13 protein-coding genes are annotated in these 14,806 nt (G+C 65.0%); 1 reads left to right on the plus strand and 12 read right to left on the minus strand.

The annotated features are described in order from the left end of the window. Position 1: 1 nt before the first annotated feature. The 8 genes from ACP15K_RS13370 to hemA all read right to left on the minus strand — a co-directional run bounded on the left by ACP15K_RS13370 (position 2) and on the right by hemA (position 10,309). A complete protein-coding gene (locus tag ACP15K_RS13370) occupies positions 2 to 937 on the minus strand; it encodes an FAD:protein FMN transferase (protein WP_193141335.1) in 936 nt (311 codons plus the stop codon). After that, positions 934 to 1,452 (minus strand): nitrous oxide reductase accessory protein NosL, encoded by a 519-nt coding sequence (locus tag ACP15K_RS13375; protein WP_424990745.1) that lies wholly within the window; start codon positions 1,450 to 1,452, stop codon positions 934 to 936. The genes ACP15K_RS13370 and ACP15K_RS13375 overlap by 4 nt, the downstream gene beginning before the upstream one ends. Beyond that, entirely contained in the window at positions 1,449 to 2,273 is an 825-nt protein-coding gene (locus ACP15K_RS13380) for an ABC transporter permease (RefSeq protein WP_424990746.1), read from the minus strand. Before ACP15K_RS13380 ends, ACP15K_RS13375 begins: the two co-directional genes overlap by 4 nt. After that, positions 2,270 to 3,169, minus strand: a complete 900-nt coding sequence (locus ACP15K_RS13385) for an ABC transporter ATP-binding protein (RefSeq protein ID WP_193141332.1) — start codon at positions 3,167 to 3,169, stop codon at positions 2,270 to 2,272. The genes ACP15K_RS13380 and ACP15K_RS13385 overlap by 4 nt, the downstream gene beginning before the upstream one ends. Continuing rightward, positions 3,159 to 4,418, minus strand: a complete 1,260-nt coding sequence (locus ACP15K_RS13390) for a nitrous oxide reductase family maturation protein NosD (RefSeq protein ID WP_424990747.1) — start codon at positions 4,416 to 4,418, stop codon at positions 3,159 to 3,161. Before ACP15K_RS13390 ends, ACP15K_RS13385 begins: the two co-directional genes overlap by 11 nt. Positions 4,419 to 4,421: 3 nt before the next feature. Further along, positions 4,422 to 6,332: a TAT-dependent nitrous-oxide reductase gene (gene nosZ, locus ACP15K_RS13395; protein WP_193141330.1), complete on the minus strand. Its 1,911-nt coding sequence runs from the start codon at positions 6,330 to 6,332 to the stop codon at positions 4,422 to 4,424. Further along, on the minus strand, positions 6,325 to 8,520 hold the full coding sequence (locus tag ACP15K_RS13400) for a 4Fe-4S binding protein (protein ID WP_424990748.1): 2,196 nt from the start codon (positions 8,518 to 8,520) through the stop codon (positions 6,325 to 6,327). Before ACP15K_RS13400 ends, nosZ begins: the two co-directional genes overlap by 8 nt. A 565-nt stretch (positions 8,521 to 9,085) precedes the next feature. Next, positions 9,086 to 10,309 carry a 5-aminolevulinate synthase gene (gene hemA / locus ACP15K_RS13405; protein WP_193141328.1) on the minus strand — a complete coding sequence of 408 codons (1,224 nt, stop codon included), beginning with the start codon at positions 10,307 to 10,309 and terminating at the stop codon, positions 9,086 to 9,088. A gap of 183 nt (positions 10,310 to 10,492) precedes the next feature. On the opposite strand from hemA, the gene ACP15K_RS13410 reads away from it, so the two are divergent. After that, a complete protein-coding gene (locus tag ACP15K_RS13410) occupies positions 10,493 to 11,200 on the plus strand; it encodes a Crp/Fnr family transcriptional regulator (RefSeq protein WP_193141327.1) in 708 nt (235 codons plus the stop codon). Here ACP15K_RS13410 and ACP15K_RS13415 read toward each other — a convergent pair. Genes ACP15K_RS13415 through ACP15K_RS13430 form a run of 4 tightly spaced genes read right to left on the minus strand, consistent with a single transcriptional unit; the run spans position 11,197 to position 14,805 of the window. Further along, positions 11,197 to 11,481, minus strand: coding sequence for a nitric oxide reductase F protein (locus tag ACP15K_RS13415; protein ID WP_193141326.1), 285 nt, complete (start codon positions 11,479 to 11,481; stop codon positions 11,197 to 11,199). The genes ACP15K_RS13410 and ACP15K_RS13415 overlap by 4 nt on opposite strands. Then, entirely contained in the window at positions 11,478 to 12,044 is a 567-nt protein-coding gene (locus ACP15K_RS13420) for a cytochrome c oxidase subunit 3 (protein WP_226925811.1), read from the minus strand. The genes ACP15K_RS13415 and ACP15K_RS13420 overlap by 4 nt, the downstream gene beginning before the upstream one ends. A 2-nt stretch (positions 12,045 to 12,046) precedes the next feature. Continuing rightward, positions 12,047 to 13,984, minus strand: coding sequence for a nitric oxide reductase activation protein NorD (locus tag ACP15K_RS13425; RefSeq protein ID WP_424990749.1), 1,938 nt, complete (start codon positions 13,982 to 13,984; stop codon positions 12,047 to 12,049). Between the two features lie 11 nt (positions 13,985 to 13,995). After that, positions 13,996 to 14,805 carry a CbbQ/NirQ/NorQ/GpvN family protein gene (locus ACP15K_RS13430; protein ID WP_193141324.1) on the minus strand — a complete coding sequence of 270 codons (810 nt, stop codon included), beginning with the start codon at positions 14,803 to 14,805 and terminating at the stop codon, positions 13,996 to 13,998. Position 14,806: the final 1 nt, after the last annotated feature.

A 14,806-nucleotide genomic window follows, 5' to 3' on the forward strand; every position in this document is an offset into this window, starting at 1 on the left:
TTCAGATCAGGGTCTCAAGGATGGTATCGGGAAAACCTCCGATCACAACCTTGATCAGTTCGGGCTCCAGAAGGCAGCATGCCGTCGAGAGACCATCGGCCAGCGCGGCTGTGCGCGCGCTCACCGATATCAGGGTGCGGCCTTCGACCGAACCGCCTGTACGTGGGTCAATGATATGGCCGATTTGGCCCGCCGGGTCCAGAACCGTTCCCAGCGGGGCCGAGGTCGCAAGAGCGCGATCCGCAAGGGTTATCCGGCGCACGATGGTGCCATCGGGGGTGGCGATCCCGGCGGTCCAGGGGGTGCCGCCCGTCTTGACGCCGCGGGCTCGGACCTCGCCCATGTCGATCACGGTATCCGCGTATCCGCGCGCCGCCAGCAGCGTCGAAATCCGGTCGGTGATATAGCCCTGCGCGATCCCGTTCAGGGTCAGCGCCATGCCCGGACGCATGAAGCGCACCGCATCGCGGTCAAAGCGCAGATGCGCCCATCCGGTGCGGGCGCGGGTCGCGTCCAGCGTTTCGGCATCCAGCCCTGGCCCGTTGGTCTGCGCCTCGGCCAGCGCCTGCCAAAGCGGCTGCACCGTCGGATCGAAGGCACCATCGGTGGCCTGGTTCAGGCTGGCGCTCAGGCTCAGCACCTCCAGCAGCTCCGCCGGGGGGGTGGTCAGCACCCCGTCGCGGTTCAGCCGCGCCAATGCGCTGTCGGGGCGATACAGGCTGAAGATGTCCTCAAGCCGCGACAGTTCCGCCTCGACCTCGGCAAAGATCGCACGGGCCTGATCTTGCGTCACGCCTTCCAGCCGCATCGACGCCGGGGCGCCAAGGGCGATCCCCTGCCATGTGGCATGGGCACCGGGGGTTGCGGCAGCGGCGGGCAAGGCCACGGCCACGGCGGAAACGGCCAGAAATCGGCGGCGGGACAGAATGGGGGTCATGAGGGTTGCTCCAGAACAGAGTCAAGATCGACCGGGCCGATGGCCGCGTGGTCGGGAATGTCGTCGAGGGAATGAATCTCGCCGCCATATTGCGCGACGAAGGCTTCGGCGCCGTCGCGCGCGGCAAAGGGCACGATCTCGGGGGCACCCATGCCGCCCGCGACCCCGGCATACACAACGAAGAACGCGGTCTTCGCGTCGGTCCAGTTGTTCTCGCCGGGCAATGCCCAACTGGCCGCAAGCGCCATGTCGCTGACATAGACGGCGGTGATCGGGGCATCGCGTTCGGGGCTTTTCAGATAGGCGACCAGATCACGCACCTGCGCGAAGAACAGCGGGTCGGGCATTCCTTCCAGGTGAACCTGCCCCTTGGGACCGCCGTGTTCGGCAACATTCATCTGGCAGAAATGGCTCAGCGCGGCTTCGGTCATCGCCACCGGAGGCGGCGCTTCGGCCACCTCTTCGCGGCAGGCGGGCAACAGCAGCAGCAGGGCAAGGATCGGGGCGGCTCTCATGGTTCCAGCCTCCGGAACGCGGCCCAGGCCAGACCGAAGGTGATCCCCAGCCACAGCACGATGGACAGCGGCGCGGCCCAGGTCGGCAGGCTGCCCGCCACCCCGGTCATCCCGGTGGTCAGCGCCACCCCGTCCGAGGCCGCGACATTCCACAGCCGGAACGCATCCGCCGGGTTGGCCACCATCACCCACGGGAAGAAGGTGGTTGTGAAGACGCCGCCGCTGTCCAGCACCACGGCGCCCAGCAGACCCAGATCATAGAGCACGACAAACACCAGCCACAGCGACGCCGCCGCCCCCGCCGCCGCAGCAGGACTGCCCGCAAGCGCCGACAGGAAATGCCCGAAGGCCAGGAACACGCCGCCCAGCAGGATCGAGGTGCCGATCAGCCGCAACAGGGCCGCAAGGCTTTCCGGCGAAGTGCCGCCGGTCAGACCGGCCGCTGCCCCGGCGATGCCGAAGCCCACGGCCAGGGCGAAACTCAGGGCGGCCAGTTGCGCAAGGTATTTGCCCAGCAGGATCTCGCCACGCCCGGCCGGATAGCTCAACAGCAGCGCCAGCGTGCCGCGTTCGGAATCCCCGGCGATGGCATCAAAGCTCATCATCAGCGCCAGCAGCGGCGCCAGATAGACCGACAGGGTGGTCATCGAGGCCACCGAAACCAGCAGACGGTCGGCGCCCAGCGACCCCGTCGGCGCGCTGCCGGCAAAGGTCAGGGCCAGCGCGAACAGCACCATGATCAGCGTGGCCAGGAACAGCCAGCGGTTGCGGCGCAGGATGGTCATCTCGCTGCGGGCCACGGCCAGAACGCGCGCGGTCATTGTTTGCCCTCCTGCGCATAGTGCCGGTACAGGTCTTCCAGTCCCGGCGGTGTCATCTCGATATCCTCGACCCGGTCCGGCATGCTGGCAAAGCGCCGCAACGCTTCCATCTTGGTGTCGGGGGCGCATTCCACGTCCACCGACGCGCCGTTGACGCGGGTGCCGCCGGTTTCGGCGGCCATCTGGTCGGCCAGCCCGCCACGCACCACGATCCGCAGCCGCGTCGGCAGCCCGGCCCGGCGCGACAGGTTGCGCAGGGTGTCATTGGCCACCAGTTCGCCCTGCCGCAGAATGGCGATGCGATCGGTGCGGGCCTCAACCTCGGTCAGCGCGTGGCTGGCAATCAGCACCGCCGTGCCCTGTGCGGCCAGTTCGTCGATGATCGTGTACAGATCCTGGCGCGAGATCGGGTCGAGCCCGCTGGTCGGTTCGTCCAGCAGCGCCACCGCCGGTTTGCCCAGCATCACCTGCGCCAGCCCCAGCCGTTGCCGCATCCCCTTGGAATAGGTGCGAATGCGGCGGTCGGCGGCATCCGCCAGCCCGACCCGTTCCAGCAGGCCCGCCACCGGGCCGGTGCCGGTGCCGGCCAGCCGGGCAAACAGCGACAACTGCTCGCGTCCGGTCAGGGCACCGTGAAAACTGACGGCTTCGGGCAGAAAGGCGGTGGCCAGACGCGCCGCGCCGCTTCCCGGCACCGAACCGGCAACACGCACGGACCCGCCATCGGGCGACAGAAGCCCCAGCGCGATCTTGATCATTGTGCTCTTGCCGGCGCCGTTGTGGCCCAGCAGCGCCACGCGCTCGCCAGCGGCGACCGACAGCGACACGTCGCGCAGCACCGGACGGCCGCTGCGCAGCTTGGTGAGGCCGTCGATTTTCAGGACCTCATGGGTCATGGGAAATCTCCTTGCCGTTGGTGGTCAGCTCGGGCGGCTGCATCAACGGATAACTGTCGATCACGCCGCCGGGCAGCAGCGCCGGGAAGGCCGATTGCGACCAGCGCACCAGTTGCACCGCCGGTGACCCCAGCAGCAGTTTTGCCGCCGGTTGGGTCCACAATACATGATCCATGCTGTCATTGGGACGGAATGGCACATCCGAAACCCCGTCGCCATTCAGGTCATAGGCCGCCAGATCGCTCCAGAAGTTGCCGCTGCCGTCCTCGGACCATTCCACCCAGCGGGTCGAGACGTATTTGACCTGCGTCCGGTTGCCGATGAAAGCATTGCCGACGATGCGGTTGCCGTCCGACCCGGCGGTGAAATGGATGCCGATGCCGCAGCCCTCGAAGTGGTTGCCGGTGAAGATGTTCTTGTTGGAATTGTAGAGAAACGCGCATTTCTCCTTGGTGCCGCGCACGTAGTTGCCGGTGATCTCGCTGTTGTTGGCGTAGTTCATCATCACGCCATGCTCGCGGTCACCGATCGAGATGTTGTCGGCCACCTTGACGCGTTTCGAGAACATCACAGCATACCCCAGATCGTTGCCGATCGAGGTGTTGCCGGTCACTTCGGAATTGTTCGCGTACATGTAGTGCACCGCGAAGCGCAGATCGCGGAACAGGTTGTTGCGGAAGATGTTCTTCTTCGAGGAATTGACGAAGATGCCGTCGCGGCCGAACTGGATGTCATTGTCCTCGACCACCGCCCCGGGCGCATTCCAGACGTAGACGCCGTTGCCCCGGTCATTGACGCGGCGATCCTGCCGCCCGACGATCCGGTTGCCGGCGACAAGGGCGTCGCGCGCGCCGTGAATGTCGATGCCGTACAGGTTCTCGACCAGCGTGTTGTCGCGGATCTCGGCGCCCACGGCGCCCTCGGTCAGCTTGATGCCAGAGTCGATGGTTTCGTGGCTGGAGCCAGAACCCACCACCTTGATGCCGCCGACGTAGACGCCCGGCGCGGTCACGGTGATGACGCTGCCCTGCCCCTGCCCGTCGATGACGGTGCCCGCGCGCCCTTCCAGGCGGATGGGGCGGTCAAGAACCACGGTTTCGGTATAGGTGCCGGGCCGCAGGCGCAGCGTGTCGCCCTGCGCGGCCCGGTCCAGTGTTTCGCCAATCGCGCCCGGGTGCACCGGCACATCCCACTCGGCCGCGAAAAGCGGCGTGGCAAGACAGACCAGAACAACCCAGAGCGCGCGCATGGCTCAGCTCGCCCGCGGTTCGACGAACATCCGGCCCCGCATCTCCATGTGGAGTGCGTGGCAGAACCACTGGCAATAGTACCAGTGCACGCCGGGACGTTCGGCCACGAAGGTGACCGAGGCGGTGGCCTGCGGACCCACTTCCATGGCGACGCCGAAGTTGGCCAGGCAGAAGCCGTGGGTCAGATCGTCGATGTCATCCATGTTGGTGACATAGATGGTCACCTCGTCGCCCTGCTTGACCGTGAATTTCTCCATCGAGAATTCCGGCGCCACCGAGGACATGTAGACCCGCACCTTGTTGCCGTCGCGGATGATTTCCTCGTGGCCCCAGTCCAGATCGACGCCATCGGCCTCGGCCTGCTTGCGGGCGTCTTCCCAGGTGGGATCGTCGCGCTGCCAGTTGGTGGCCGGGTTCACGATGTCGCGGCGCACGATGATGCTGTCATGCGGCTCGGCAAAGGTCGGGCCATCGTGCTTCAGCGTCATGCCGCCATCCGAGATATCGATCAGCTGTTCGTTCTCGGGCTTCAGCGGACCCACGTTGATGAACCGGTCCTTCGAGAACTTGTTCATCGAGATCAGCCACTTGCCATCGGCTTCCTTGGTTTCGCCCATGGAGGTCGAGTTGTGGCCCGGCTGGTAGTGCACGTCGATCTTTTCGCGGATCGGATCCACGTCCTCGCCCGCATACAGCTTGATGGCGTCCTCGATGTTCCACTTCACGACCTGACTGTCCAGGAACAGCGTGGTGAAGGCGTTGCCCTGACCGTCATAGGCGGTGTGAAGCGGCCCGAGACCCAGCTGCGGCTCGGCCACGATGCACGACCGCGGGTCGACGTCGCTTTCGAACAAGGCGTCCAGCTTGGTCACATCCATCACCGACACGGTCGGCGACAGCTTGCCGTTGATGCAGACGTGCTTGCCGTCCGGCGCGGTGTTGATGCCGTGCGGCGAGTTCGGGATCGGGATGTAACGGGTGTACTTCTTGTTCTGTCCCTTGCGGCCGTCCAGAACCTTGACGCCGTTCAGCTCCTGATAATCACCAGCGGCAACACCCGCTTCGATCTCGGCCAGGTTGAAGACGACCACATGGTCCATCTCGTTGGCGGTCATCTCGGCCAGGGTCATGCCCATTTCCGAGTTGTACGAGGTCGAATAGGCGTATTTGCCCTGGTAGTCGCAGTCGGTGTTGTCGAGGTTGCCCGACACGATCACCTGCCACGCGATCTCCATCGTGTCACCGTCGATGGCGGTGAAGATGTTCACATACTCTTCCGGCTGGTCGAGGATCTTGCCGTCGTTGACCAGCGGCGCTTCGTGCTCGCCGTTGGCAAAGACGTAACCGGTGCGCGGGTACTTCTGCGGGCGCATGCCGTGGATGTCATGCGCGTTCGGGATCTCGATGATCTTGTCGCATTTCATCACGTCGCAGCGCACGCGCGCCACGCGGGTGTTGGCCTTGTCGTTCATGAACAGATAGCGGCCGTCATAGGTGCCATCGGTGAACGACATATGCGGGTGGTGCAGGTCGCCGTTGTCATAGGTGACCTTGCCCTGCGCGGCGAGATACTTCTTGGTATCTTCGGTCAGGCCCTCGGTCAGCACCTTCAGGCTTTCGTTGGTCTGGCCCCAGCCGGTGGCCGAGCAGCGGTTGAACACCGGCACGCGCATGAATTCGCGCATCGACGGCACGCCCAGGATGCGCAATTCGCCGGTCTGGCCCGAGGACCAGAAGCCGTAGTAATCGTCCAGCTCGCCGGGTGCCAGGTGGGCGTTACCGCCGGCGGCCTTGGCGGGTTTCGCGGTCAGGACCGAGCCGCCGATACCGGTGGTGGCCAGCGCGGCACCGGTGGCCGCGGCCCCCAGCATGCCCCGGCGTGTCATCGCCAGTTGCTTCATTTTCTCAGACATGGGCTTTCCCTCCTTTGGGTACGTTCTTCTTTGCGTTGGGATGGCCGGCCGGTGGCATGGCAAGCGGCGTGCCAACATTCGCGCGCCGCTTCATCTTCTTGATGACAACGGGGCATTTCTTGTCCGACTGGTACAGAACCTGGCAATGCAGGCAGTTGATGCACTCATTCGGATTGATCTCACCGGTGGGGTGAATGGCCTGCACCGGGCATTCGTTGGCGCAGGTCTGGCACGGGCTTCCGCATTCCTTGTAGCGGCGCAGCCAGTTGAACATGCGGACCCGCGCCGGGATCGCCAGGGCGCCGCCCAGCGGGCAGATGTAGCGGCAATAGAACCGCTCGACGAACAGGCCGGCCAGCAGCAGCAGCAGGGCGAAGACCACGAACGGCCAGTCACGCACGAATTTCAGGATGATCGCGGTCTTGAACGGTTCGACCTCGGCCAGTTGTTCGGCCATCGGGATCGACGCCAGGGAGACGCCGAACAGCCCCAGGAAGATCATGTATTTGATCGGCCAGAGCCGTTCGTTCAGGCCCCAGGGCAATTCCCATTGCGGCACCTTGAAATAGCGGGCGATCTGGTTGCTCAGTTCCTGCAGCGCGCCGAAGGGGCACAGCCAGCCGCAATAGGCGCCCCGGCCCCAGAACAGCAGGGCGGCGGCGACGGCGAACCACTGGATGAAGACCAGCGGATCCATCAGGAAGGCATCCCAGCTGAACCCGGCGCGCAATTGCCCGGCCAGCGCCATCAGGTTGACCACCGACAGTTGCGCATTGGCATACCAGCCGATGAAAACCAGCGTCATGGTCAGATAGCCGATGCGGAACCAATAGAACACGCGCGCGTTCATCGTCGCCTGAAACTGGAAGAAGAACGTCGCGGTCAGCACCGCCAGCATGACGCCAAGAACGCCGATCTCGAAAGCCTTATCCCTCCAGATGCGCTTCCACAGCGCGGCCTTGGCGGCGGCCTCTTCACCGCCGGCGACTTCCAGCACCGGGGCCGCTTTCTGCGGCAGCAGGAACCGCTCGGGCAATTTGTAGCCCAGATCGAAGGTCAGGAAGGTCTTTTCCACCGCCCCCACGGCCCGTTGCACCAGCAGTTGCAGGCGGAACGGCTCGGCCGGATCGAACTCGGCGTCGGCGGAGATCTTGAAGATGTCCATCTCGGTGAAACTGGGCGCATCCGTGGTCGCCAGATCGCCCAGACGGCGATGCTGCTTGTCGAAGAAGCGCACCGAATTGTCGCCCTGGATCAGCTGGATCCGGTCGAAGATGCCCCCGCGCACATAGCCCGATCCCTTGAAGGAATAGGTGCCGCGCCCCAGCACGAGAATGGCGTGCTCGCCTTCGCCCAGCCAGCCGGTCAGGTTGTTGTATTCATTGTCCCCCAGCAGCGACCGCCCGATCGACGGCACCGAGACCAGCGCCATGTTCATGTCGATGAAGGTGTCCTCGGGGGCACCCTTCTCGGGGCGCTTGATGGCGCGGGCGTCGCCGGTGGCCTCGAAGGCGGCGTTGACCTGGCCCACGTCCAGCGTCATGCGCCGGATCGATCCGTCGCCCGACAGGGTGGTCCAGGAGTCGATGCCGGTGATGTCCGGGTCCAGTGCGCGCCGGGGGCCGGTGATTTCCTCGGCCAGCCCGCCCAGTCCCAGCAGTCGGGCAACCTTGATGCCGCCGCGCACGATGGAATCGTCGATCACGATGATCGTCACCGTCGCGCCCGAAATGATGTCCAGGTCATGCGACGACCCGCCCGAGGCCGCTTCGGCCTTCAGGTCCAGCCCGGCATAGGATTCGGTCAGCGCCTTCACCTTGCTGTCGGGAATGCCGATCAGAACGATGGGTTCAGAGTGCTTGACCAGTTGCACACCGGTCAGCACCGCGTCGGGGTCAATGGCCGCAACCACATGGATGGGCTTGCCGGAATAGCCGGTGGTGCCTACGAAATCCGAAGTCAGGAAGGCCCAGGCGACAGTCTCGCCGCCCTTCAGCACCGGGGCGACGGGCACATCGTCCCGGATCGCGCCAAAGCCGTCGGCGCCTTCGTAAAGATCGCCGGGAACAAGATCAGCCAGAAATGTGGCGAGGGTATCGGCCTTTGCCGGGGCGAGCGCCGCAAGGACAAGGCCAACTGCAAGGACAAGGGCCGACATCCAGCGGCCAAGGGTCCGGGTCACGCCCATGACGGCCTCCCGTTATCGGAGATGGGGGCCGGGGTTTGGGCGGGGAACGAATATGGGGTCATCATGCTATCGCTTGGGGGGCCTCGGGTTTCGGGCCACAGATCGGGTGTGGTGCAATGAACGGAACACGCCATGGGACGGGCACCCGCGGTGATTGGAAATTCGGGACGCTCCGGCGCGAAAGCCACTGCCAGGTCCGCAGAACCCAGGGTCGCACAGAACCGGCAGGAGTCGCAGCCCGGCGCAAGCGGGCCACCCTGTTCAACGATGTTTCCGGCTGTATCGATGCGCACGACGGCCACGCCGGTTTCGCTGCAGATTTCCGTCAGCGCTCCGGCGGGACGGGCACAGGCAAAACTTGCCTGGACCAGCACCAGCGCCACGCACAGGGCCACGGCAAACCAGCGACGGCTGGGCCATGCTCCTGTGGAAAACTGAAAATCTCGCTGGGCCAGCACGGCGCCAAACTCCGATCAAGGATGGTTGCAGGGCAAGGGGTAGTGGCCTGTGGAAGGACCGTAATTGATTTAAGTCAGTTTCCGGGCTTTCCCTCGCGACACGCCCCTTATTGCGCCGCCATCGGCATCCGCGCCATCTGGCAGCGATGCCACAATTCTTCCAGCGCACCGACCAGATGGTCGAGATCGGCTTCGCTGTGCACCGGTGACGGCGTGATGCGCAGCCGCTCCGTACCCCTTGGTACCGTGGGGTAATTGATCGGCTGGATATAGATCCCGAACTCGTCCAGAAGCGTATCCGAGATGAACTTGCACTTCACCGGATCGCCCACCATCACCGGGATGATGTGGCTGGGGTTGTCCAGATGCGGGATCTCCATTGCATCCAGGCGCGCGCGCAGATCCGCCACCCGCCGTTGCTGCAACTCCCGTTCGGCCGAAGATGCCTTCAGATGCCGGATCGAGGCCGCGGCCCCCGCCGCGACCGCCGGCGGCAGGGCCGTGGTGAAGATGAAGCCGCTGGCAAAGCTGCGCACGAAATCGCACAGTTCGGCCGACGCGGCGATATAGCCGCCAACCACGCCGAACGCCTTGCCCAGCGTGCCCTCGATCACCGTCAGGCGATCCATCAGCCCTTCGCGTTCGGCAATGCCGCCGCCACGCGGACCGTAGAGGCCCACCGCGTGCACCTCGTCCAGATAGGTCATGGCGCCATAGCGGTCGGCAAGGTCGCAAATCTCCTTGATCGGTGCGATATCGCCATCCATGGAATAGACGCTCTCGAAGGCGATCAGCTTGGGCCGGGACGGATCCGCGGCGGCCAGCTTGGCTTCCAGATCGGCCAGATCGTTGTGCTTCCAGATCACCTTTTCGGCGCGCGAATGGCGGATGCCCTCGATCATCGAGGCGTGGTTCAGCGCGTCGGAAAAGACGATGCAGCCGGGAATTTCCGAGGCCAGCGTCCCAAGGGCTGCCCAGTTCGACACATAGCCCGAAGTGAACAGCAGGGCGGATTCCTTGCCATGCAGGTCGGCCAGTTCGGCCTCCAGCAGCACATGGTCGTGCGTGGTGCCGGAAATGTTGCGCGTCCCGCCGGCGCCGGCGCCGCAGCGGTCGATGGCGTCATGCATCGCGGCGACCACATCGGGATGCTGACCCATGCCCAAGTAATCGTTGGAGCACCAGATCGTCACGTCATCGCGACGGATCCCCTTGGTCCGCTGCGCCGAGGGAAAATTCCCGCAACGGCGTTCCAGATCGACGAACACGCGGTAGTTACCTTCGTCCCGCAACGAATCGAGCCGGTCCGCGAAGAATGCCTGATAGTCCATGTCACCCCCACATTCGGATTTTCAGGCAAAGTCTGGAGTGATCCGGGCGGCGGTTACATGACAATAGTCAAGCCAAGCGCGAAGGTTGTGGCTTTCAACTGGACCCTCCCCCGCGAAATATGCGACGTGGTCCCCGAAACCCGATCCGGCACCTGCCGCCGGCGACGACGAAGGGATGATCCCATGACGGAAGACCGGCGCACGCTCATCGCCCGAAACTCCCTTTTGCTGAAAAGCTTTTCCGAGCAGCAGACCGACATGCTGCTCTCGATGTCCCATTGGCACACCTATCAGCGCAACCAGACCCTGTTTCAGCAGGACGAGAAAGCGCGCTCGATCCATGTTGTCGTGGACGGGTGGGTCAAGCTCTACCGAATCACGCCGAACGGGGGCGAGGCCATCGTGTCGGTGTTCACCAAGGGCCAGAGCTTTGGCGAGGCGGTCGCCCTGCGCGGCACCCCCTACCCGGTTTCGGCCGAGGCGGTGACCGACTCCGAGGTTTTGCAGATCCCCGCCGCCGCGGTCACCGAAATGGTGCGGCGCGACCCCGAGGCCGGCGTCACCATGCTGGCCGCGACCTTCTCTCACCTGCACGCGCTGGTGGCGCAACTGGAACAGCTCAAGGCGCAGACCGGCGCCCAGCGGGTGGCCGAGTTTCTGCTGGAACTGTCCGAACGGGACGAGGGCAGTTGCCTTGTGACCCTGCCCTACGACAAGGTCGTGATCGCCGGACGTCTGGGCATCAAGCCCGAAAGCCTGTCGCGGGCGTTTTCCAAGCTGAAGGAATTCGGCGTGAAGGTGTCCCGCAACAACGCCGCGATCGATGACATCCAGCGTCTGCGCGATTTTTCCGAATCCGACCCGGCGGCGTTCTGGAACAAGCGCTCCTAAGAGGCAAAGCCGGGCACCAGGTACAGACCCAGCAGCAGCAGGCAATATAACCCTAGCACCCAGTTGAACCCGGCCCGCCATGTGGGCGCGCGCCACAGGCCCAGATAGCGCGACAGGATCACCCGCGCCTTCATCCAGGACAGCAGCAGGATCACCGCGCCGACCACCACCGGCGCCACCGCCAGCGCATCCAGCGCGGCGATCAGGGTCGAGGCCATGCAAAGCAGCAGCAGCAGCACCCAGGCACGAGTCAGCGGGTTTGTGGGCAGGGTCCGTTTCATGAGATCAGGTAGATCACCGGGAACAGCAGCACCCAGACCAGATCGACCATGTGCCAGAAGGCAGCGCCGACTTCGATGTTGTTGGGGTCGTCCTTCCAGGCCACCAGCGCCAGAATGACCATGCCCGCCACCACATGGGCGGCGTGAAATCCGGTCAGCAGGTAGTAAAAGGTGAAGAACGCATGGGATTCGATCCCGATCCCCTGCCCTGCCTTGTCGGCGTATTCCGCGATCTTCACGGCCAGGAACACCCCGCCAAGAACGATGGCCGCCACCAGATGCCAACGCGCGGCGGTGCGGCGCGCGGCTTCGCGCAGGTTCAGCGCACGCGCGGCCAGAAACCCGCTGGTGACCAGCACCACGGTGTTCAGGGCCGCACTTGTACGATGCAGATGGCTTTGGGCTTCGGCGAACCCGACCGGGTCGGTGATCCGTACCGCCAGAAAGGCGGCCAGCCCGGCCCCGAACACCAGCAGCTCGCTGACGATGAGCACCCACATCAGAAGCTCGCCGGGCAGTTCGTCCAGCACGCTGGCAGGGGCCTGGCCCCGCGAATCCGCCATGCTCAGCCCCCCACGAGCTGTCGGTAGATCTGCGGCAACGCCTGGGTCAGCTTGTCCGGCTCGGGGATGACCGCGAAACCGCCCTGTCCGAACAGCCGGGGGAACCAGCTTTTGGCACTGCGGTCGATGGTGACGCCGAACACCGACTGGCCTTGCCGCCGGGCCTCGCGCACCGCCATGCGGGTGTCCTCGATGCCGTGGCGGCCCTCGTAGTGGTCCAGGTCGTTGGGCTTGCCATCGGTGATGACCAGCAGCAGCTTGCGCTGCCGCGTCTGCTTGGCCAGGTCTGCCGAGGCATGGCGCACCGCCGCACCCAGACGGGTGTAGAACCCCGGCCGCAGCCCGCCGATGCGTTCCTCGATGGTCCGCGACATCGGCTCGCCGAATTTCTTGCAGTTCTGGATATAGACCCGGTGCCGCTTGAGCGAGGAAAACGCGTTGATGGCGAAGTCGTCGCCGCAGGCATCCAGCCCCCAGGCCATCGCCGCCAGCGCCTCGCGCTCCACGTCGATCACGGCGCGGCCAGAAACAGCGCTTTCGGTGGAGCGGGACACATCCAGCAGGATGGACACCGCCAGATCGCGGGCCTCGGGACGGGTCTGCAACCAGATCCGCTCGCTGCTCTCGCCCGAGGCGAGACGTTCGACCTGCGCGCGCACGGCGGCATCCATGTCCAGATCATCGCCTTCCAGATGCCCGCGCGTGGTGACGCGGCCGGGGCGCAGCGCCTCGAACTGCCGCTTCACGGCACGGATGCGCCGTGCGGTGCGGGGATCCTTGGTGAAATCGTCGAATTCCGCGCGCGCCTCGGCGACCGAGGCCAGAACACAGACATGGTCGGGCAGATAGGCCCCGGTGCGGGCATCCCATTCGGGATAGGTCAGTTTCGCCGACAGGCGCTCGCGGTCCACGTCCTCGGGGGCAAGGTCCAGGTGCAGCTTCAGCCGGGTGGCCGGCGCTTTCGACACCTGCCCCAGACCGATCTCGTCCTGATCGTCGGCGGCCTTCTTGGCGTCGTCATTGTCGTCGTCATCGACACGGCGGTTCAGGTTCAGGAACTCGGCCCAGCTGAGGATGGCTTCGAACTTGTGCAGGATCAGGCTGTCCTGACGCTCGGCCAGATCGGCCTCGCGGCGTCGGGCACGCACGGTCTTTTCCCCGGCTTCCTCGGGCGTGCCCTCGGTTTCGGGGTTCTCGACCTCGTCACTGGCGGAAAACACCATGTCGCGCAGATCAGGCCACAGCGGCACCGGGCGGAACTGGCGATAGCCGCGCGGCGCGGCGATCGTGGACAGATCATCCGCGTCCAGCGCGGATTGCATGTCTCGCGCCCGTGGCGACAGATCCGCTGGATCGCCCAGCATGTGCCGCAACAGTGCCTCGACATCGGCCTCGACCCCCGGCAGCTTGCCGCGCGGGCGCTGGTACAGGGTGCCCTCGCTCAACGCCGCATAGAGATCCCGCAGCCCCGGCGCATTGTCCAGCGCCGCCGCCACCATCGCCTGTGCCGCCTGCAAGGCGCGCAGATCGGCCAGCAGCAAGTCGTCTTCGGCCATCCGCGCGGGCGCGTGGGCCACGGCAGCGGTCAGCCACAGGTACAGGGCCGCATTGGCCTCGCGCGTGGGAAAGACCGCCAACTGCGAAGGCAGGCGCAGGATTTCGCCGTCGAAACTGGCGCGCGGCACGGTTTCCACTTCGGTGCCCAGCCGGCGCCGGAAGCTCAAACGATGGGAAGAAAGTTCATCGGAGACCGAGCGGATTTCGACCGCATGGCTGCCACCCAGCCCCCGAAAAAGAACTGCCAGCCGCCCCACAACCTCAGAGAGGTCGACCGCGGCTCCATGATGCACCAGAGGCGCATCCAGACGGCTGGCAAACGCGTGCCACAGTTTCCCGACAGTTTCTTCGGGTTCCCATGGCTCGAAGTCGATCGTGCCCATATCGGCTGGCCTCACCCAAAGACAGCCGTGACAAGATCGAGGAGACCGCGTTTGACGTCCTCGTCATCCGTCAGCGGCTCGACCATTGCCGCCAGGATGGCCCGTTCCACGCTCATGCCCTGTGCGATCAGTGTCGCGGCATAAACGACCAGACGGGTCGATACCCCTTCTTCCAGATCCTGGCCCTTCAGCGCGCGCAGCTTGCCCGCCAGACGCACCAGCGCCTTGACGCGGTCCGCATCCAGCCCGCTTTCCTGGGCGACAACCTTGGCTTCCAGTTCGGGCTTGGGAAAGTCGAACTCGACCGAGATGAACCGTTGCCGGGTCGAAGGTTTCAGGGTTTTCAGAATGTTCTGATAGCCGGGGTTGTAGGAAGCCACCAGCATGAAGCCCGGTGCCGCCTCCAGCTCTTCGCCGGTGCGGTCGATGGGCAGGATGCGCCGGTCGTCGGTGAGCGGGTGCAGCACCACGGTCACATCCTTGCGCGCCTCGACCACTTCGTCGAGATAGCAGATTGCCCCCTCGCGCACGGCGCGGGTCAGCGGGCCATCCACCCAGACGGTCTCGCCGCCCTTCAGCAGATAACGCCCGATCAGATCCGCCGCCGCCAGGTCGTCATGACAGGCGACGGTGTAAAGTTTCTTGCCCAGACGCGCCGCCATATGGGACACGAAACGGGTCTTGCCGCAGCCTGTGGGTCCCTTCAGCAGGACCGGCAGACCGTTTGCATTGGCCGCCTCGAACACATCGCATTCATCGGCGTGGGCCAGGTAGAAGGGGGCGTCAGCCGCCCCCTGCAGGTTTGTCATTGTACCGTCCATG

It is taken from the genome of Fluviibacterium sp. S390 (genome assembly GCF_049800695.1).
In the GTDB taxonomy this organism is placed as follows: Bacteria; Pseudomonadota; Alphaproteobacteria; order Rhodobacterales; family Rhodobacteraceae; genus Meridianimarinicoccus.